The 18,093-nt window shown below is 52.1% G+C and carries 20 protein-coding genes; 3 read left to right on the top strand and 17 right to left on the bottom strand.

The genetic code is table 11. The annotated features are described in order from the left end of the window. Positions 1-82 precede the first annotated feature (82 nt). Positions 83-889 (top strand): glycosyltransferase family 2 protein, encoded by an 807-nt coding sequence (locus B4N58_RS01350; protein ID WP_291745125.1) that lies wholly within the window; start codon positions 83-85, stop codon positions 887-889. A 452-nt stretch (positions 890-1,341) separates the two neighbouring features. Here the strand turns inward: B4N58_RS01350 and B4N58_RS01345 are convergent, their stop codons facing one another. The 7 genes from B4N58_RS01345 to B4N58_RS01315 form a co-directional block, all read right to left on the bottom strand. Next, positions 1,342-2,070 carry an amino acid ABC transporter ATP-binding protein gene (locus B4N58_RS01345; protein ID WP_008249591.1) on the bottom strand — a complete coding sequence of 243 codons (729 nt, stop codon included), beginning with the start codon at positions 2,068-2,070 and terminating at the stop codon, positions 1,342-1,344. A gap of 12 nt (positions 2,071-2,082) precedes the next feature. Beyond that, positions 2,083-2,769 (bottom strand): amino acid ABC transporter permease, encoded by a 687-nt coding sequence (locus tag B4N58_RS01340; protein WP_008249590.1) that lies wholly within the window; start codon positions 2,767-2,769, stop codon positions 2,083-2,085. After that, entirely contained in the window at positions 2,769-3,509 is a 741-nt protein-coding gene (locus tag B4N58_RS01335) for an amino acid ABC transporter permease (protein WP_008249589.1), read from the bottom strand. Before B4N58_RS01335 ends, B4N58_RS01340 begins: the two co-directional genes overlap by 1 nt. A gap of 95 nt (positions 3,510-3,604) precedes the next feature. After that, positions 3,605-4,504 carry a transporter substrate-binding domain-containing protein gene (locus B4N58_RS01330; protein ID WP_008249588.1) on the bottom strand — a complete coding sequence of 300 codons (900 nt, stop codon included), beginning with the start codon at positions 4,502-4,504 and terminating at the stop codon, positions 3,605-3,607. A 77-nt stretch (positions 4,505-4,581) separates the two neighbouring features. Further along, the gene (aspA, locus tag B4N58_RS01325; protein ID WP_008249587.1) at positions 4,582-6,000 is read right to left on the bottom strand and encodes an aspartate ammonia-lyase; all 1,419 of its coding nucleotides are present in this window, start codon (positions 5,998-6,000) and stop codon (positions 4,582-4,584) included. Positions 6,001-6,135: 135 nt separating this feature from the next. Further along, positions 6,136-7,047: a LysR family transcriptional regulator gene (locus tag B4N58_RS01320; protein WP_008249580.1), complete on the bottom strand. Its 912-nt coding sequence runs from the start codon at positions 7,045-7,047 to the stop codon at positions 6,136-6,138. Continuing rightward, positions 7,028-8,866, bottom strand: a complete 1,839-nt coding sequence (locus B4N58_RS01315) for an ABCB family ABC transporter ATP-binding protein/permease (protein ID WP_083797127.1) — start codon at positions 8,864-8,866, stop codon at positions 7,028-7,030. The genes B4N58_RS01320 and B4N58_RS01315 overlap by 20 nt, the downstream gene beginning before the upstream one ends. A gap of 84 nt (positions 8,867-8,950) precedes the next feature. On the opposite strand from B4N58_RS01315, the gene B4N58_RS01310 reads away from it, so the two are divergent. Next, positions 8,951-9,769, top strand: coding sequence for an SDR family oxidoreductase (locus tag B4N58_RS01310; protein ID WP_008249565.1), 819 nt, complete (start codon positions 8,951-8,953; stop codon positions 9,767-9,769). An 18-nt stretch (positions 9,770-9,787) separates the two neighbouring features. On the opposite strand, the gene B4N58_RS01305 is transcribed toward B4N58_RS01310, so the two are convergent. Beyond that, entirely contained in the window at positions 9,788-10,189 is a 402-nt protein-coding gene (locus tag B4N58_RS01305) for a hypothetical protein (RefSeq protein WP_008249564.1), read from the bottom strand. Between the two features lie 145 nt (positions 10,190-10,334). Here B4N58_RS01305 and B4N58_RS01300 point away from each other — a divergent pair, with 145 nt between their 5' ends. Then, positions 10,335-10,739 (top strand): acyl-CoA thioesterase, encoded by a 405-nt coding sequence (locus tag B4N58_RS01300; protein ID WP_291745113.1) that lies wholly within the window; start codon positions 10,335-10,337, stop codon positions 10,737-10,739. Positions 10,740-10,750: 11 nt separating this feature from the next. On the opposite strand, the gene B4N58_RS01295 is transcribed toward B4N58_RS01300, so the two are convergent. The 9 genes from B4N58_RS01295 to B4N58_RS15630 form a co-directional block, all read right to left on the bottom strand. Next, complete coding sequence (locus B4N58_RS01295) at positions 10,751-11,626, bottom strand: GntR family transcriptional regulator (protein ID WP_008249562.1); 876 nt, start codon at positions 11,624-11,626, stop codon at positions 10,751-10,753. Between the two features lie 145 nt (positions 11,627-11,771). Beyond that, the gene (locus tag B4N58_RS01290) at positions 11,772-13,274 is read right to left on the bottom strand and encodes a tripartite tricarboxylate transporter permease (protein ID WP_008249561.1); all 1,503 of its coding nucleotides are present in this window, start codon (positions 13,272-13,274) and stop codon (positions 11,772-11,774) included. Positions 13,275-13,276: 2 nt separating this feature from the next. Continuing rightward, positions 13,277-13,729 (bottom strand): tripartite tricarboxylate transporter TctB family protein, encoded by a 453-nt coding sequence (locus tag B4N58_RS01285; RefSeq protein WP_008249560.1) that lies wholly within the window; start codon positions 13,727-13,729, stop codon positions 13,277-13,279. Between the two features lie 19 nt (positions 13,730-13,748). Continuing rightward, positions 13,749-14,678 carry a tripartite tricarboxylate transporter substrate binding protein BugD gene (locus B4N58_RS01280; RefSeq protein ID WP_414673830.1) on the bottom strand — a complete coding sequence of 310 codons (930 nt, stop codon included), beginning with the start codon at positions 14,676-14,678 and terminating at the stop codon, positions 13,749-13,751. Between the two features lie 421 nt (positions 14,679-15,099). Then, positions 15,100-15,387 (bottom strand): hypothetical protein, encoded by a 288-nt coding sequence (locus B4N58_RS01275; RefSeq protein WP_291745107.1) that lies wholly within the window; start codon positions 15,385-15,387, stop codon positions 15,100-15,102. Positions 15,388-15,470: 83 nt separating this feature from the next. After that, on the bottom strand, positions 15,471-15,716 hold the full coding sequence (locus tag B4N58_RS01270) for a GlsB/YeaQ/YmgE family stress response membrane protein (protein ID WP_008249557.1): 246 nt from the start codon (positions 15,714-15,716) through the stop codon (positions 15,471-15,473). Between the two features lie 9 nt (positions 15,717-15,725). After that, on the bottom strand, positions 15,726-15,986 hold the full coding sequence (locus tag B4N58_RS01265) for a DUF2007 domain-containing protein (RefSeq protein WP_008249556.1): 261 nt from the start codon (positions 15,984-15,986) through the stop codon (positions 15,726-15,728). Positions 15,987-16,053: 67 nt separating this feature from the next. After that, positions 16,054-17,619 (bottom strand): PQQ-dependent sugar dehydrogenase, encoded by a 1,566-nt coding sequence (locus B4N58_RS01260; protein ID WP_291745104.1) that lies wholly within the window; start codon positions 17,617-17,619, stop codon positions 16,054-16,056. A gap of 66 nt (positions 17,620-17,685) precedes the next feature. Further along, on the bottom strand, positions 17,686-18,003 hold the full coding sequence (locus tag B4N58_RS15630; RefSeq protein ID WP_373567551.1) for a DUF2845 domain-containing protein: 318 nt from the start codon (positions 18,001-18,003) through the stop codon (positions 17,686-17,688). Positions 18,004-18,093 lie beyond the last annotated feature (90 nt).

Below are 18,093 nucleotides of genomic sequence, written 5' to 3'. Positions count from 1 at the left end.
CGCTTAGGGTGATCGCAACCGCATCATTGTAAGCGGCAAGCGAGTAACCATTCCGAATCCGCTCAGCCAAGGAACGATAAATTTGAACACAGCAGCCAACAACCGCATTGCCTTGTCCGCCGTGCTGATCACCTTGAATGCCGGCAAACAACTCGCTGCAGCCTTGGAAAGGCTGCAATTTTGCGCTGACCTGGTCGTGGTGGACTCCAACAGCAGTGACAACACCGTTGAAGTTGCGGAAAAATTCGGTGCACGTGTTGTGCAGCAAAACTGGCTTGGCTTCGGACCACAAAAACAGTTTGCAGTGGCCCAAGCCACCTACGACTGGGTACTTTGCCTGGATGCAGACGAACGAGTAACGCCCGAGCTGGAACGCACTATTCGAGCGGTCATTCAACAAGACGAACAGGGCCTTTTACCCAGCGATGTTGCCGGGTTTGAAATGCCCCGCTGCAACTTTTTTTTGGGTCGTTACCTTCGCCATGGTGAAGGCTACCCGGACTATTCACGCCGCTTGTTCAACCGAAAGATGGCCAACTGGAGCAATGACGCAGTCCATGAAAAAGTAGAAAGCAGCTCCTCAGGTGCCCGCTTTGAAAAGCTTGAAGGCGACTTGCTGCATGAATCTGCAGAAAGCCTTGAAAGCTACATGACCAAGCAAAACCGATACACCAGTATTCAGGCACACAGCTTGGCTGTGCGCGGAAAATGGCCAGGGCTTGGAAAACTGATGCTGTCGCCGGTAGTGCGGTTCATCAAGTTCTACCTGATGCGAAAGGGCTTTCTGGATGGTTGGCCCGGGCTGGTTCACATTGCAATTGGGTGCTTCAACAGCTTCTTGAAATACGCCAAGACACGAGAGTTGATGCAGCAAAAACGTGAGCGCTGATTGGCGTGCGGCGTGCGTGATACTAGTCAAGCACCTGACCCTGCGCAAGCCCCGTTTGCGCAGGGTCAGGTGCTTTCACTGAGATGACATGCCCGCACAGCGTTGCGACGCGGGATTATCGCTGATACATCGCCGATGCAGCACAAGCTTGCATGTCGCTTGCGCTAGAAGAATTCCTACCCAGCTGAGTGTGCCCAACATTCACGTCTCGCCCGCCGTTTCCTCATCTGAAATGGATTAGACGCGAAGCGGCTCCGCAAGGCGCCATTGCGCTTGCGGCATCCATTGCAGATGGGAGAAGAAACGGCCACAGCCGCGCACATCACCTTGGGCGAGGCGGTTGGGCAAGCTTGGCTAGGTGGGAATTCTTCAGCACGCGCCCGCATCCAGGCGCAGCGTTGAATCAAGGTGCTGCCGCCAGAGCCCAAGCCCTGGCAGCACAGAACTCCGGATCAGTGACCCAGAATTTTCGAGAGAAACAACTGCGCACGCTCGGAGCGTGGTGTGCCAAAAAAGTCTTCTTTGGTGCAGTCTTCAACAATATTGCCTTGGTCCATGAAAATAACCCGGTCAGCAACCTTGCGTGCAAAACCCATTTCATGGGTTACGCACATCATAGTCATGCCTTCTTGGGCCAATTCCACCATCACATCCAGCACCTCGTTCACCATTTCAGGATCGAGCGCTGAGGTAGGTTCATCAAACAACATGCAAATTGGGTCCATCGACAATGCGCGTGCAATCGCAACACGCTGTTGCTGACCACCCGACAACTGCCCGGGAAATTTCTCGGCCTGGGCTTTCAAACCCACGCGATCCAACAAACCCAAACCCTTGGCAACAGCCTCTTCCTTCGAACGACCCAGTACTTTGATTTGCGCCAAGGTCAGGTTTTCGGTGATAGTCAGGTGCGGGAACAATTCAAAGTTCTGGAACACCATGCCCACGCGTGAACGCAACTTGGGCAGATCGGTGCCTTTGGCACCCACCGAGATGCCATCTACCGTGATCGTGCCTTCTTGAAAAGGCTCCAGCATGTTGACTGTTTTGATCAGGGTTGATTTGCCAGAACCCGAAGGACCGCACACCACCACCACTTCCCCTTTTTTAACAGAGGTTGTGCAATTGGTGAGCACCTTGAAACTACCGTACCACTTACTTACTTTATTGATTTCAATCACAGTGCTCTCCTGTTATCGAATGATTTGAGTTTTTTTCTGGAGCGCCTTGACCAGCATGGACATGCTGAAACAGATCGCCAGATAAACCAGGGCCACAAAGGTGTACATCTCAACCAACGCGCTGTCGCGCTGCGCAATTTTCGACGCAGCACCCAGGAAGTCGGTAACAGACAACACATACACCAGCGAGGTGTCCTGGAACAAAATAATGGTTTGGGTCAACAACACGGGAAGCATGTTGCGGAAAGCCTGTGGCAGCACAATTTTTGCCATGGTCAAGCGGTAGTTCAAACCCAACGCCTGCGCGGCAGCCACCTGCCCTTTGGGAATACTTTGAATACCGGCCCGCATGATTTCACAGAAAAATGCGGCTTCAAACATGATGAAAGTGATGTAGGCAGACCGGTCGGGACCAATTTGCGGCGGACGTTCGTAACCCATCACGGACTGCAGAACCACCGGCACCAGAAAGTAGAACCAGAAGATCACCAAAATCAAGGGAATGGAACGCATGAGGTTCACGTAACCTGCTGCGATCATTGCCAATGGCTTGATGCTGGACAAACGCGCCAATGCCAAAAGTGTGCCGAAGAAAATACCGCCCAGACACGCCACTACGGTAAGCTGCACCGTGTAGCCCAAACCTTGCATGAGGTAGGGCAATGAAGTGCTGATTGCACTGAAGTCAAAGTCATTCATTATTTACCCCCCGTGATGTAACCGGGCACCGCGGTTCGGCGCTCGACCAAAGCCATGACACGGTTCACCGACATGGCCACAATCACGTACAGCACCGTGGCGGCAATGTAGGCCTCAAAAAACGCAAAGGTAACCTCACCCATTTCACGGGTTCTGAACGTGAGTTCGGTCAGGCCAATGGTTAATGCCACCGATGAGTTTTTAATCAGGTTCATGGCCTCGGAGGTCATGGGCGGCACAATGATTCGGTAAGCCATCGGCAACAACACGAAGCGATAGGTTTGACCCTCGGTCAAGCCCAGGGCATAGCCTGCTGCACGTTGCCCACGAGACAGCGACAAGATGCCTGACTTGACCTGCTCAGCCACCCGGGACGCGGTAAACAAGCCCAGACAAACCACAGAGGCTAGAAATTGTACGAAGGTGGGGTCTTGCTCAATCGACCACTCTTTCAGGGCCGGGATAAACTCTGGCACGACAAAATACCAGAGAAAAAATTGAACAATCAACGGGATGTTGCGGAATAATTCCACATACGCATTGCCCAGAAACGCCAGAGGTTTGCTGGAGGCTGTGCGCAATACACCCATCAAAGAACCCACAGTGAAGGCAATGACGCCCGCAACTGCAGATGTGGCAAGGGTCCACAGCAAGCCGGAAAATAACATTTCCCACCAAACCAGGGTTTCGCCTTCCACGATCGGCTGAAAAAACAACAGCCAATTCAGGTCGCTATTCATTTTGGATACTCCCGAGTCAATATTCTCGGCCAATACAAGTAAAAGGCCGGCTCACGTTTAAAACGCACAGCCGGCCCGTGACTGACTAGGGCAGGTTATTTAACGCCTTTGTCGTTTGGATTCGCGAATGCTTCCTTCAACAACGGAGACATCGGGAAGTTCAGGTTCACGTTCTTCGGAGGAATCGGGTTCATGAACCACTTGGTGTACAGCTTTTCAGCTTCGCCAGACTTGATCATGCCGTTTACGGTTTCATCGAGCAAAGCCTTGAACTGGGGATCGTCCTTGCGCAGCATGATGCCGTAGGGTTCTGTACGCAGAATTTCGGGCAGGAACATGAACTCATCGGGGTTTTTGCTTTGAGCAACCAAACCAGCGATCAGAATGTCGTCCATCACGAAAGCCTTGGCGCGGTCGTTGGCCACCAACAGGAAGCTTTCAGCATGGTCTTTGCCGTAAATTTCCTTGAAGTTGATATTCGCACCCTTCTCGTTTTGCTTGATCAACTGAACCGAAGTAGTACCGGAAGTTGTTGCAATGGGCTGTCCATCCAGATCAGCCAGCGACTTGATGCCACTGTTTTTCTTCACCACGATTTTCACGCTGGTGATAAAGGTGCTGTTTGCGAAAGAAACCTGTTCCTGACGAGCCACGGAGTTGGTGGTAGAACCACATTCCATGTCAATGGTGCCGTTTTGCAACAAAGGAATGCGGTTTGCAGAAGTAACCGGTTGCAATTGCACATTCAGGCTTGGCATTTTCAACTTGGCTTTGACTGCATCAACAACCTTGTTACACATGTCCATGTGGTAACCGATGGGTTTTTGGTTGTTGTCCAGGTATGAAAATGGAACGGAGGACTCACGGTAACCAACCACGATGGTTTTGGTTTCGGTAATCTTTTTCAAAGTACCCGTGAGATCTTGGGCAACTGCGGGCTGAACAGCGGCTACACTGGCCACGGCCAACGCTGCTGCGAGGAGATTCCTTTTCATTTTTGCTCCTTGAATGAAAAAATTAAGCACAAACTGTGCACACACCCTACGCCATGCGAACCAGGTTCGAGGCGGTACTAAAGTTTTATTCTCCGAGGACGGGTGAGAACCTCGGGTCTGAGTATTTCATTCAACTGCTGCTCTGACAGTAAGCCTTTTTCGAGAACAAGCTCGGAAACCTTCCGGCCAGTCTTCAGTGCAGTTTTTGCAATCTCAGATGCTTGATCATAGCCTATGTAAGGGTTCAGTGAGGTGGCCAAACTGGCTGATTCCTCGACCCTTTGACGCAAAAGTGACTCATTTGCGGTAATCCCCAATACGCAATTTTTCGTCAGCGTTTTACAAGCGGCGGTTAAGTGATAAATACTCTTGAACAGGCTCCATGCAATGATGGGCTCAAATGCATTCAATTGCAGTTGTCCGGCCTCGGCTGCCATGGTCACGGTGACGTCGTTTCCGATCACCTCAAACGCGACCTGGTTGACCACTTCGGGGATCACCGGGTTCACCTTGCCAGGCATGATGGACGAACCCGCAGCGCGTGGCGGCAGGTTGATTTCGTTCAGGCCGGCTTGGGGGCCAGAGGACAACAGACGTAAATCGTTGCACATTTTGGACAACTTCACGGCCACCCGCTTGAGCACCCCGGAAAGTTGAACAAATGAGCCCGTGTCCTGGGTAGCCTCTACAAGGTCTGCGGCGGTTACGAGGCCCAATTGGGTAATTTCTTCCAGATAATGACGCGCGCGCGCTGCGTACTCCGGATCTGTGTTGATGCCAGTACCAATGGCAGTGGCACCCAGATTGATTTCAGAAATCAGGCTGGTCGCTTCGCGCAGGCGCGCCATGTCTTCACCCAACATGACCGAGAAGGTTGCAAACTCTTGGCCCAAAGTCATGGGCACGGCGTCTTGCAACTGGGTGCGGCCAATTTTCAGGATTTTCCGGAACTCGAAAGCCTTTTCGCCAAATGCTTCTTTGAGTTCGTCCATGGCAAGCAACAAGCCTGAGATGGCGTTGATCAGACCAATTTTTACCGCGGTGGGGTATACATCGTTGGTGCTTTGCGAAGCATTGACATGCTCGATGGGATGCACCATTTTGTAATCGCCTTTTTTACCACCCAGAATTTCGATGGCACGGTTGGCGATCACCTCGTTGGCATTCATGTTGGTGGAAGTACCTGCCCCACCCTGAATGACGTCTACCACAAACTGGTCATGAAGCTTGCCGGTACGAATTTCCTTGCAAGCCTGGGTAATGGCTTTGGCCAAGTCGAGGGGAATAGTATCCAGGTCTGCATTGGCCTTGGTGGCCGCCCATTTGACTGCGGCCAGTGCGTTGATCAGCTCGGGCGCGTTGAACAGCGCAAATCCGGTAATTTGGTAATTGTCGAGGGCTCGACTGGTGTGTACACCCCAGTAGGCTTCGGCGGGAATCTTCTTTTCACCAAGAAGATCTTTTTCCACGCGATGCTCTGAGTGCTGCTTGACCATGTCATCCCCTGACGAATTTGAATGTGGGCCATGCTAAATCTTTAGTGGCCTGCACTCCAATACTTAATCAGCATTAAACCATGCATTTCCCGCATATCCAAAGAAACCCTAATAAGGGTTATCCACAGAGAGGGATCAGTCTGGCCAATAATGCCAAATTAAATCCACCTGTTCGTGGGCAGCGGAATTCTCGGTGTGGCGGTGAATGCGGCGATACAGGCGAATTTCCATGTCGGTGTAATACGGCCCCGGGATTTTGCAAAGACCAGAACCGGGTACCACCGCGCTTTCAGGCAACCAGGCCACACCCAAACCCGCTTCGCACATCGATTTCAAGCTTTCAGACATGTCTGTTTCAAACAGCGATTTTTTCAGGAACAGCGGCCCCGCTTCCATCGCAATATCAGTCATCTTCGACAGGTAAGCATGCTTGGAATACGACAGGTAAGGCACAGGCAAAGGCGCCAGCGGGTCTAGGGAATAAATTGGATTGCCCTCAGCGCTTGCTGCGCTGTAAGGTGCAAATCGTTCAATACCCAACACCCGCACTTCAAACTTGCTGGGATCGAGTTCAATCGGTTCTCGACTGTGGTGGTAGCAGATCAGAAAATCGCTGGCACCGTCGGTGAAGTACAGCACTGCATCGTGCACATTACTGGCTGTCAATTGAAAACTCAGGTCAGGCAGTCGGTCGACCAGCTTGGTTTTCAAACTGCGAACCCAATGTGGCGCTTTGCTACAGGCCAAGGTGTGCGGCACCACCAGGCGAATGGGCTGCCGGCTTTGCAAGCTGCCACCGCGAACAATGGTGCGGGCTTGCCGAATTTGCTCCAGCATGGTGAGCGCCTGCTCGTAGAACACCTCGCCTTGTGGGCTCAAGCGTGTGGGGTAAGAGCCCCGGTCGATCAATTCACAGCCCAGCCAGCCCTCAAGCGCCTGTATACGCCGCGAGAAAGCGGGTTGGGTTACGCACCGCAAGTTGGCCGCTTTTGAGAAGTTCTTGGTTTGGGCCAGCGTAATGAAATCTTCAAGCCATTTGGTTTCCATGGGCAGACGCGTTGGGTTGACTGTGCTGTTGAATCAGCCACATTCGGGCGTATTCACCATTCTTGTCAAGTAGTGATTCATGGCTGCCACTTTCAATGACCTCACCCTGACTAATCACCAGAATTTGGTGAGCATGCACCACCGTGCTTAAGCGGTGGGCAATGATGAGCGTTGTGCGGTTGCGCGACAACGTTTGCAGCTCTTGCTGAATGGCGCGTTCTGATTTGGAATCCAGGGCTGAAGTGGCCTCATCGAATATCAGGATGGCCGGGTTTTTCAGGATGGTGCGGGCGATCGCCACGCGCTGTTTTTCCCCGCCGGAGAGTTTCAGCCCTCGCTCACCCACCTGTGTTTTGTAACCATCGGGCTGATTCACAATGAATTCATGTATGTGAGCAGCCTTGGCGGCAGCCTCAATTTCAGCCTGTGTGGCATCAGGTCTGCCATAAGCAATGTTATAGGCAATGGTGTCGTTGAACAGCACGGTGTCTTGGGGAACAATGCCGATGTTCTTGCGCAGTGAAATTTGCGCCACATCGCGAATGTCCTGGCCGTCGATGAGGATGGCGCCGTCGGTGACTTCGTAAAAACGATACAGCAAGCGTGACAAGGTAGACTTGCCCGCGCCACTGTGCCCCACCACCGCCACGGTGTGGCCTGCAGGCACAGTGAACGACATGTTTTTCAACACCATTCTGCGTTCGTCGTAGGCAAAGTTCACGTTGCGAAATTCAATCGCGCCACCGTTCACTTTCAAATCAGGGGCACCGGGCTTGTCTTTGACTTCAAGGTTTTCGTCCATCAAGCCAAACATGCGTTCAATGTCAGCCAGGCTTTGCTTGATTTCACGGTAGATCACACCCAAAAAATTCAGCGGAATGTACAACTGAATCATGAAGGCGTTGACCAGTACCAAATCACCCAAAGTCATGGAGCCATCGAGCACACCGGCTGTTGCCCGCCACAACACCAGCGTGACAGCAATCGCAATGATCGCGCTTTGACCAGTGTTCAGAAGGGTGAGGGATTTTTGTGAGCGAATGGCCGCCTCTTGCCAGGCCGCCATACTTTTGTTGTAACGCTTCGATTCAAAGGCTTCGTTGCCGAAGTACTTCACGGTCTCGTAATTGATCAGCGAATCCACTGCCCGCACATTCGCTTTGGAGTCGAGATCGTTCATGGTGCGGCGGAAATGCAGTCGCCACTCTGTGATTTTCACGGTGAAGAAAATGTACAGGGTTAGCGCAACTGCCGTGATGACCGAGAACCAGATGTCGTAATTGATGAACAAATAGCCCACCACCAGCACAATCTCGATGAGCGTGGGGAGAATGCTGTAAAGGGTGTAGCTGACCAGGCTTGAAATGGCACGGGACCCCCGCTCGATGTCTCGGGTCACTCCACCGGTTTGCCGGTTCAAATGAAAACGCAGTGAAAGTGCATGCAGGTAATCGAATACCTGAATGGCAATGGCCCGGACTGCATTTTGAGTTACCCGGGCAAACAGGAATTCGCGCAGTTCGGTAAACACGGTGGTGGATAAGCGCAACAAGCCATACGCGACCAACAACACGATTGGCATGGAGGCAGCAGCCAGCAAGGCGTTGCTTTGCAAAAGCGGCGTTAACTCATCAATGATCTCCTTGAGTACCAAAGGCACGCCCATGTTGGCGACTTTGGCAAGCACCAGGCAGGCGATCGCGAACATGACTCGCCATTTGTATTCCCAAAGGTAAGGCAAAAGCTGGGCAATGGTGCCCCAGTCGCTTCGTTTTCGGGGTCTTGGCGGGGCGGATTCCACCGGTGCGGTTCTGCGCATGCGATACTTCTCGGTACAAAAAAAGAGGCGATGGGCAATGCTACCATTCGCCCAGCCAATCAAAAACGCAGGAGACAATTTCAAATGGCAAGTATTCAGAACAAAGTGATCGTAATTACCGGTGCATCCGAGGGCATTGGTGCCGCGTTGGCTATCAAACTGGCTCCGGGCAACAAACTGGTGTTGGCAGCACGCCGACTGGAAAAACTGCAGGAAGTTGGAAAGCAGGTTGAAGCGGCTGGCGGCCAGGTGCACTGTGTGGCCTGTGACGTGATGGAACAGGCCCAATGCGAGAACCTGGTGGAAGAGTCTGTGAAAGCCTTTGGCGGCATTGACATGATTGTGAACAATGCGGGTGTTTCAATGCACGCCTGGTTTGAAGACATCACCGATTTGGGCACCTTTGAGCGACTGTTCCGCGTGAACGTGATGAGTATGGTTTGGATTACTCACAAGGCCCTGCCTCACATCAAAAAATCCAAAGGTTTGATTGTCGGCGTTTCCAGCCTGGCCGGTAAAACTGGCGTACCTGCCCGCACCACCTATTGCACCAGCAAGTTTGCAATGAGTGGTTTTATGGAAGCATTACGCATTGAGCTGATGGGCACTGGCGTAGATGTATGCGCCATTTTCCCGGGTGTGGTGGACACCGAAATTCGCCGCAACGGCTTGAACCCGAATGGCGAACGGGCCGGTGTTTCGGGCCTGCGCGAAAAAGGTGCCATGACTGTTGAGCAATGCATCAACGAGATTGTGGACGCGATGGTTGAACGCAAACGCGAATGGGTGATGACCGCGAAAGGACGTTTGGGACTGAAGCTGAAACCTTTCGTACCAGCTGTTATCGACAAAATGGCCAAAGACGCACTGGACGATGAACACGGCGGCAAGAAATCAGCCTGAGAGCCGCCATACCCAGGTTCAGGCGCTGAACAGAATCACCGCCTGAACCGAGCCAGCCAAAATTGCCAAGGCCAAAGCCACACCCAGCACAGTGACGGCTTTGCGGTTGGATTCAATTTGTGCCACCAGCTGTGTATTTTGACTGGCCAATTCTTTGATCACCTCAGCGGATTGAACCACCTGGGCCTGCAAATCGGAAATGGTTTGTTCCGCGGCATAAAGGCGGTGCTCCAGTTGTTCGACTGCGGCAATATCAGTGGCCACAAGCACATCGGTCACCTCACTGCCGTTTTCATCGTAAACCTTTTTCTTGGACACGCTGTTCCACAGCTTGACCGCACCATCGGCGACCTTGGGCGCATTTTTAATGACCTCGCCCCAAGGCACCATTTGCAACACCGTTACCCAACCTGCAGCCATCACTTCCTCAACTCATGGACTCAATAAAAAACCATTATCGTCTGTTTCATGAAATTGGGTTGGTAGCGAGCACCTAGAATGAAATGCAGACTCTAGGCGCCCAGCGTTACAATCAACGGCTAAACCAACAACAAAGCGCCTGAACATGAACACACCCAAACCAATTTTGTTACCCGTCGACCGAGAACCCGTGATCCGGGTTATTCCGATGCCGAAAGACTCCAACGCGTCGGGCGACGTGTTTGGCGGATGGATTATGGCGCAAGTGGATCTGGCTGGTTCTGTACCCGCCACAGCACATGCCAAAGGCAGAATTGTGACCGTGGCGGTGAACGAATTTATTTTCAAGGAACCCGTGTTTGTGGGTGATTTGTGCAGTTTTTATGCCGAAGTGGTGAAAGTGGGCAGAACCTCGATGCAAATTTATTTGGAGGTATTTGCCCAACGTCGCTTGAAACCAGATGATGTAGCCAAAGTAACTGAGGCGTATGTCACCTATGTGGCGGTAGACGAGAACCGGAATTCCCGCCCTGTGGACCCACTTAAATAACAAAACCCGTTTTAGAAGTGCGTGAGGTCTTGTTGATGCATTTCAAATGCAAACTCGACTTCATTCACATGCTGCCAGGAGCTTTGACCCTTGGCCTGCTTGCGCGACAACTCAATTCGGTAATCGTACCGATCGGGGCGATACAGGCCTTTAAGCACCTGCACAGGTCTGCCGTTTTCGTCATAAGCCACTCTCGAAATAGCCAATAACGGTGCACCCACGGGGACACCCAGGGCATACGCCACCGAGGCATCGGCGAGCCTCGCAGAAATGGTTTGACGGGCTTTGGCCACTTTGACCCCAGCTTCCTCAAGCAGCACCAGTATTGGAAACTCCCGCAGACGGCGACGGCAAATGCGCCCTGACAAATCTTGAGGAATAAAACTGGTTAAGTGGGCCACGGGCTGACCATCAAGCTGACGAATGCGAATCAGTTTTTCGACAATGGCATCGCTGGGCAAGTGCAAAAGCGTCGCGATATCGGGTGGCGGCAAAATGCGCTTGGAGGTGATGAGTTGTAAATCGGAAGAATCGCCGCTGGCCTGCAGACGCATAGCCGATGCACTCAGCAACTGGCTTTGCCCCACCGAAGAATTGCGTGACTCGGTGCGCGGCTTGACGAATGTGCCCTTGCCTCGCCCCCTCGCAACCAAACCCTCTTTGACCAAGTCTTGAAGTGCTCGACGCATGGTGACCCTGGACACATTGAACTGCTCGGCCAGCACCAATTCACCGGGCAATGGCTTGGTGTCGTAGTGACCTTCGATAATGCGCTCTCGCAGTATCAGATAAATTTGGTGGTAAAGGGGAACGACCTGATTCGGGTCTAATTTGCTGTCACCGAAATTCGATTCTTCTGGGGATGCGGCGGGAAACTGACTGTCCATTCGTACTGTCCAAATGCTACTGGGCTACGACATGGATAATACAACACAATGCAACTCAATTCATACTGAAGACGTGCATGGAAGAAACAAGGGCCACTGAAACAATGCTTCAGTGGCCCTAAATCACGGTGCGTCTGTTTCAGACTTATTCTTCGTGGAATGCTTCTTCCCGCTTTTTGCGAATAGAAGGCATGAACACCACGATCAGGGCAATGGTTGCAATGGCCAGCATGGTTGCACTGATTGGGCGTGTCACCAACACCGAGAAATCGCCACGCGAGAGCAACAAAGCCCTGCGTAAGTACTCCTCCATCATTGGACCCAAAATAAAGCCCAGCAACAAAGGCGCAGGTTCACACCTCAATTTCGAGAAAATGTAGCCCAAGACACCGAAACCTGCCAACAGGTACACATCGAACAGCTTGTTACCCAAGCTGAATACCCCGATACAACAGAACACCAGAATCATGGGGTACAGGAAGTGATACGGCACGGAGATCATTTTCACCCAGATACCGATCAAGGGCAGATTCAGGACCACGAGGAACAGGTTACCGATCCACATGGAAACAATGATGCCCCAGAACAAGGCTGGCTGCTCGGTCATGACCGCGGGACCCGGGGTAATGCCTTGAATGATCATGGCGCCGATCATCAGGGCCATGACCGGGTTGGACGGAATACCCAGGGTCAGCAGAGGAATGAACGAAGTTTGTGCGCCCGCATTGTTGGCCGACTCGGGGCCGGCAACACCCTCAATAGCACCCTTGCCAAACTGCTCCGGTGTTTTCGAGATTTTCTTCTCGATGGAGTAAGAAGCGAACGAGGCCAACATGGCGCCACCACCGGGCAAAATACCGAGCAAGGAACCCAAACCAGTGCCGCGAACGATAGGCCAGGCCATACGCTTGAGGTCTTCTTTGTTGGGAAGCAACCCTTGAACCTTGGACACCATGGCAGAGCGCAGGTGTTCTTCTTCGAGGTTCTTGATGATTTCGCCCAAGCCAAACATACCCATGGCCAGAATCACAAAGTTAATGCCCTCGGCCATGTAGGGTGTATCGAAGGTGTAGCGTTCCATGCCCGAATTCACATCGGTACCAGCCATGCCCATGAGTAATCCAAGCACGATCATGCCAAAGGCTTGCAGCAAAGAACCGCTGGCCAGCACTACAGAGGCGACCAAACCTACCACCATGAGTGAGAAGTACTCGGCAGCACCAAACTGCAAGGCGATTTCAGCCAAAGGTGGTGCAAACAAAGCCAGCAACACAGTTGCGAAAGTACCAGCTACGAAAGAGCCGATTGCTGCAGTGGCCAAAGCCTTGCCCGCTTTGCCTTGACGAGCCATTTGGTAGCCATCAAGCGCAGTGACCACCGAGGACGATTCGCCTGGCAGGTTAACAAGGATAGCCGTGGTGGACCCCCCATATTGCGCGCCGTAATAAATTCCAGACAACATGATGAGCGATGACACTGGCGGCAAACCGAAGGTGATTGGCAGCAGCATGGCAATGGTGGCTGTGGGACCCAAGCCGGGCAATACGCCGATTGCGGTGCCCAAAAATACACCAATCAGGCAGAACAACAGGTTATTGATCGTGAAGGCTGTTTCAAGACCAATTGAAAGATTAGCAAGAAGTTCCATGTTTACATTCCAAACCAAGACCCAAAAATGGGCAGCGGAATACCCAGGCCTTTGACGAACACGAGGCTACAAAAAATAGCGGCGCCAAAAGCAATCACAAGGGTGAACTTCCAATTGAAAAATTTGCTGGCCATCGCAGAAATACCGAACACCGCCATGACTGCAATTGCAAGACCTGCACCTTCCACCAACACGGCAAAAACCACGATGGAAATGGTGACGTATAAAATTTTCGAGAAGGCAAAGCCTTTCAAAGGTTCGCCTTCAACTATGAAGGAGCGAATCAATGAGGCAGCGCCGATCAAAATGAGCAAACCACTTAATACTTTGGGGAAATAGCCAGGGCCCATGCTGATGGCTGTGCCCATTTCATAGTCAGCAGCCATGTACAAAGCTGCTGCACCGATAATCAGGTACAGCAGCCCAGCCCAAAAGTCTCTTAAATCTTTTGGCATTTTAGGTTCTCAGAATAGATCAGTCAGCGTACTGACCAGCTTTGTCGATAATTGGCTTCCAGCGTGCAATTTCAGCATCCAGATGCTTGCGGTGTGCAGCAGGTGTGGCCTGATCTTGGGGCACTGGCTCGGTGCCCAATTCAGCAAAACGTGAAATTACTGCGGGATCTTTCAAGGCAGTTTGCAAAGACTTGCTCAAGCGATCGATGATGGGCTTGGGTGTGCCTTTGGGAGCATACAAACCGTGCCATACACCCACTTCAAAGCCGGGCAAGCCTGCTTTGTCCAGCGTTGGCAAATCGGGCAAGGAGGCAACTGGCTTTTTGGTGGTTACAGCGTAGGCCTTGATTTTTCCGCCCTTGATTTGGCTGGTGGTGTTGGTGGTTTGGTCACACATGAAGTCGACCTGACCGCCCAACAAATCGTTCATGGCTGGGCCAGTGCCTTTGTAAGGCACGGTTGTGAGGTCCACGCCCACAGCAGTCTGGAACAACATACCGCACAGGTGAGAAGCAGAACCAATACCTGCGTTCGCGTAAGTTACTTTGTCTTTGTTTGTTTTGATGTAAGCCAGCAATTCCTGCATGTTTTTCGCAGGCATGTTGCCACGGGCCACAATGGTCATGGGCACGTCAGTGACCAAACCAATGGTTTCAAAGTCGGTCGATGCGTTGTAAGACAATTTGCGGTAGAGCGAAGGCGCAGTGGACTGGCCAATGTGATGCAAGAAAATGTTGTAGCCATCAGGTGCTGAACGGGCTGCTTTGCCGGCAGCCAGGGTGCCACCAGCACCGCCCAGGTTTTCAACAATCACCTGTTGACCGAGATCTTTGGACATGGACTGTGCAATCAAACGACCAACCGTGTCAGTTGGGCCACCCGCTGCAAATGGAATCAACATGGTGATGACTTTGGATGGGTAAGCATCCTGGGCTTGCACGGAACCCATCAAGCCCAACAGGGCAACTGCCAATACGGATTTAATCGATTTCTTCACGGAACTCTCCTTGTGATTGGTATCAGAATGTCAACTGCGACAGCTGTTTTTCTTATTGAATTTCCACACATATTCGCGCAGGTGGATGGAGTATCAGCATGCCCGTGACGTGCAGCAATTGTGGTTTTCCATATACGCAGAAACCACAGCATGAGCCATTCGGAGAGAAGTTCAAATGAAAAAATGCAGCGTCACCGACACTGAAAAAACAATACCGTTCCGGGACAAAACTAAATACCCCCGAAAGAGGCAATGAAGGAATGGATTATTAGAAAATTAATTTGCAAATCGATATTAATCGGAAGGAAAAATACGCTGACTTTCCTGACAAAAAACAGGCAGAAAGCGGGCTTTCATTCTTGGCAAGCACACATTATTTTTTTGTTTGGGTGTTCAGCCAGTCATTCAAGGCAGTTGCAACCACCTGATTAATACCTTCATCGGTACTCACCGCGTGTTCGCGCAGGCGACTTACCAAATCGGCGGGCAGACGGTAATTAACCGGCACCAGCTTGCTGGCAGGAATTTCTGCAGCGCGCTCGCGTTTGTTGTTTTGCACTTTTGAAGCTTGACCGAAACGGTCGGGAAGACTTTCAGATTTCAGTGAACCATCAAGTTTTTTGGCCATATTTTTAGCCATATCGGTGGATTTGAGCGCCATGAGGTTCCTGAGGAAAGGGGCAGATCGGGAACGAAGTATAGCGCCAAACCACGCCCCGAAGTGTGCAGACGGTTAAGCCGAGGTCAAGCCCGCTTGATCAAGCGAATCAACATCAACAACACCACTGCACCAACAGTGGCAACCACGATGCTTCCCAGCAGACCACCGCCACTGGACACCCCCAGTGAGTTGAAGAGAAAGCCACCCACAAAAGCACCGATGACACCAACGACCAGATCGCCGATCAAACCGAAACCACCACCCCGAACCAACTTGCCAGCCAACCAGCCCGCAACAATACCCACCAACAAAAAGACTAACAGACTCATTTTATTCTCCTAGAACGAATGGACGAAACGTGGAGACGTGACCAAATCGCCAGAACACAGGTCGTTTTTTTCGTAGTCGGCAACCAATGCCGCCGCCTGATCGAAATGCTCGGAGGCAACAAAAACATTGGCAAAGCCGGTGGGGGAAAGATCGCCAACTGCACCCTGCAGGAAATGGCCACCCACATAAGTGGGTATTTCACAGGCGTTCAACATACCGGCAACAATGTGCGCCTCGATAATGTTGCCTGCTTTAAAAACAATTTCCATGGTGCCCCCTTGTTGCACAAGACTAGCCCAAACAAGGGAGCAGGTAAACACAACTGCTCGTTGAGGCTTAGCGCGCAGTGACGCGAAGCACCTTACCATCCGAGCTGTCAGTCAACAGGTAAATTGCACCATCGGGGCCTGTGCGAATGTCTCTAAAACGCGCCCCCACCTCTTTGAACAATACTTCTTCCTCAGAAGCCTTGTTGCCTTTTAGCACCACCCGACTCACTTGCTGGGCCTTGAGTGCACCCACCAACAAGTTGCCTTTCCACTGAGGGAACATGTCGCCGTTGTAGACGGTGATGCCGGAGGGCGCGATGGACGGCACCCAGTAGATTGCGGGTTGCTGGGTACCCTCGTATTCTTTGTAGGGCGAAATTTGGGCGCCGGTGTAATCGATACCGTAGGTGGCTTTGGGCCAGCCGTAATTGGTACCCGGAGTAATTACGTTCACTTCGTCACCACCACGCGGGCCGTGCTCGTGGGCGATCAATCGTTTGTTGACGGCATCGTAGGCCAAGCCCTGAACATTGCGATGACCATAGCTGTAAATTTCAGGCTTGGCACCTTGCTGCCCTACGAACGGATTGTCTTTGGGCACAGAGCCGTCGGCATTGAGCCGAACAATTTTCCCGAGGTGATTCGATAAATTCTGCGCCTCCTCGCGGTAGCTGTAACCATCACCCAGCGTCACGATCAAGGTATTGTCGGGCAGCCATGCCATGCGCCCACCGTAGTGGGCACTGCCTGATTTTGCCATTTGGGAACGGAAAATTTCTTTGACATTCGCAAGACTATTTTCACCAAACTTGGCACTGGCGACACAAAGATGGTTTGCACTGCGAGTGCCGCAAGCATAACTGAGAAAAATTTGCTGGCTTTGCGCAAAATCGTGGGCAGGCAAAACATCAAACAAACCCGCCTGACCGCCATAAAACACTTTCGGTACACCCGTGATTGGGGTGTTGACCAATTTGCCATCGACCGCTACCAAGCGCAGCTGGCCTGGCTTTTCAGTGATCAGCGCGCGGCCGTCTGGCAAAAAGGCCATGGACCAAGGGCTATCCAGGCCATTGGCGAAAGTCTCGATCCTGTAAGGTTTGCCAGATTGAGCCTGAGCCTGTTCGGGTGGCAGCGCAACACCGGCGATGAGTAAGGCGAGAATTGCTGGACTGGCCGACAGTTTGCGAGAAGACCATTTAGCGAACAAGGCACCCGACACGGCTGCAGCTGCGAGCATGGAGAACATGCCGCCAGCGGTGCGGGTGGATGAAATAAGTATTGGCATTGGTGCAATCATGTCGACCACTTTGAAAGTTACCCACAGGCCCAGGGCAGCACCGAAAACACACCAAAAGGTACGCCATGCAGTGCCGGTGAAACGCGTAAACAGCAATGCGACGGCCTGAGATACCGCAAAACTGCACCCGAAAATGACTGCATAAACCGGCGAGAAGTTCCCGAGATCGTGCACGGTGGTGTAAAACCGCGTGCCCAATGGAATGGCCACGCCCAACCCTTGAAGCGCCTGTAAATTGACTTGAGATTGCACCAAGGTACCCAGCAGGGATCCCACCAGCCACACCAAGAGCCAAACCAGAAAAACCGAAAACCGTTTATTTGCGTGATTCATGAAAGCATGCCCAAGGCGACCGGCGCGTGCCCAGCCTGATTCGTTGATAGAAATAATTTCACAGAATTATTGTGGTTGTCGCCCATATGAAATGGACTGGACCACTCCCCCGCGAAAGCGAACAGTGGCAATCAGATTCCCCTGCCCCCTGTCGTACACCCACAGTTCGACTGGCAGGCATGGCACCACCGATTGCGCAAACGGAGAGGGAACAGGTTGCAGGGTACCGGGAAAATACACTGGATCACAAAAAGTATCTTTCAGTGCTGGCTGCCCGCATTTATAGAGCACGGACACCCGACTGTCCCCCTCATAGGCACTGCCCTGTGAACACCGCAAAGACTCTGCTTTGACTGGCGAAACCAGGAAAAACAGAACAAACATTCCGACTGTGTGCAGTGCATGTTTCATGGTTCAACTGTCTCCTTCGTGATTTCGACAGCTCAGAAAAAACGAAAGTTCAGTGAACACGCA

Origin of the sequence: Limnobacter sp. UBA3528 (genome assembly GCF_002377005.1) — a bacterium.
GTDB lineage: Bacteria > Pseudomonadota > Gammaproteobacteria > Burkholderiales > Burkholderiaceae_B > Limnobacter.
Note: the sequence above shows the minus strand (reverse complement) of the source record. Positions and strands in the feature narration are given on the sequence as shown.

What these genes read in the sequence shown, in the direction of transcription:
- B4N58_RS01265 (WP_008249556.1), bottom strand. Translation starts at nt 15,986, where the DNA reads ATGGAAATTGTTTTTAAAGCAGGCAACATTATCGAGGCGCACATTGTT.
- B4N58_RS01310 (WP_008249565.1), top strand. Translation starts at nt 8,951, where the DNA reads ATGGCAAGTATTCAGAACAAAGTGATCGTAATTACCGGTGCATCCGAG.
- aspA (WP_008249587.1), bottom strand. Translation starts at nt 6,000, where the DNA reads ATGGTCAAGCAGCACTCAGAGCATCGCGTGGAAAAAGATCTTCTTGGT.
- B4N58_RS01290 (WP_008249561.1), bottom strand. Translation starts at nt 13,274, where the DNA reads ATGGAACTTCTTGCTAATCTTTCAATTGGTCTTGAAACAGCCTTCACG.
- B4N58_RS01340 (WP_008249590.1), bottom strand. Translation starts at nt 2,769, where the DNA reads ATGAATGACTTTGACTTCAGTGCAATCAGCACTTCATTGCCCTACCTC.
- B4N58_RS01280 (WP_414673830.1), bottom strand. Translation starts at nt 14,678, where the DNA reads ATGGGTTCCGTGCAAGCCCAGGATGCTTACCCATCCAAAGTCATCACC.
- B4N58_RS01295 (WP_008249562.1), bottom strand. Translation starts at nt 11,626, where the DNA reads ATGGACAGTCAGTTTCCCGCCGCATCCCCAGAAGAATCGAATTTCGGT.
- B4N58_RS15630 (WP_373567551.1), bottom strand. Translation starts at nt 18,003, where the DNA reads ATGTTTGTTCTGTTTTTCCTGGTTTCGCCAGTCAAAGCAGAGTCTTTG.
- B4N58_RS01300 (WP_291745113.1), top strand. Translation starts at nt 10,335, where the DNA reads ATGAACACACCCAAACCAATTTTGTTACCCGTCGACCGAGAACCCGTG.
- B4N58_RS01330 (WP_008249588.1), bottom strand. Translation starts at nt 4,504, where the DNA reads ATGAAAAGGAATCTCCTCGCAGCAGCGTTGGCCGTGGCCAGTGTAGCC.
- B4N58_RS01320 (WP_008249580.1), bottom strand. Translation starts at nt 7,047, where the DNA reads ATGGAAACCAAATGGCTTGAAGATTTCATTACGCTGGCCCAAACCAAG.
- B4N58_RS01270 (WP_008249557.1), bottom strand. Translation starts at nt 15,716, where the DNA reads ATGAGTCTGTTAGTCTTTTTGTTGGTGGGTATTGTTGCGGGCTGGTTG.
- B4N58_RS01285 (WP_008249560.1), bottom strand. Translation starts at nt 13,729, where the DNA reads ATGCCAAAAGATTTAAGAGACTTTTGGGCTGGGCTGCTGTACCTGATT.
- B4N58_RS01260 (WP_291745104.1), bottom strand. Translation starts at nt 17,619, where the DNA reads ATGAATCACGCAAATAAACGGTTTTCGGTTTTTCTGGTTTGGCTCTTG.
- B4N58_RS01305 (WP_008249564.1), bottom strand. Translation starts at nt 10,189, where the DNA reads ATGGCTGCAGGTTGGGTAACGGTGTTGCAAATGGTGCCTTGGGGCGAG.
- B4N58_RS01335 (WP_008249589.1), bottom strand. Translation starts at nt 3,509, where the DNA reads ATGAATAGCGACCTGAATTGGCTGTTGTTTTTTCAGCCGATCGTGGAA.
- B4N58_RS01275 (WP_291745107.1), bottom strand. Translation starts at nt 15,387, where the DNA reads ATGGCGCTCAAATCCACCGATATGGCTAAAAATATGGCCAAAAAACTT.
- B4N58_RS01315 (WP_083797127.1), bottom strand. Translation starts at nt 8,866, where the DNA reads ATGCGCAGAACCGCACCGGTGGAATCCGCCCCGCCAAGACCCCGAAAA.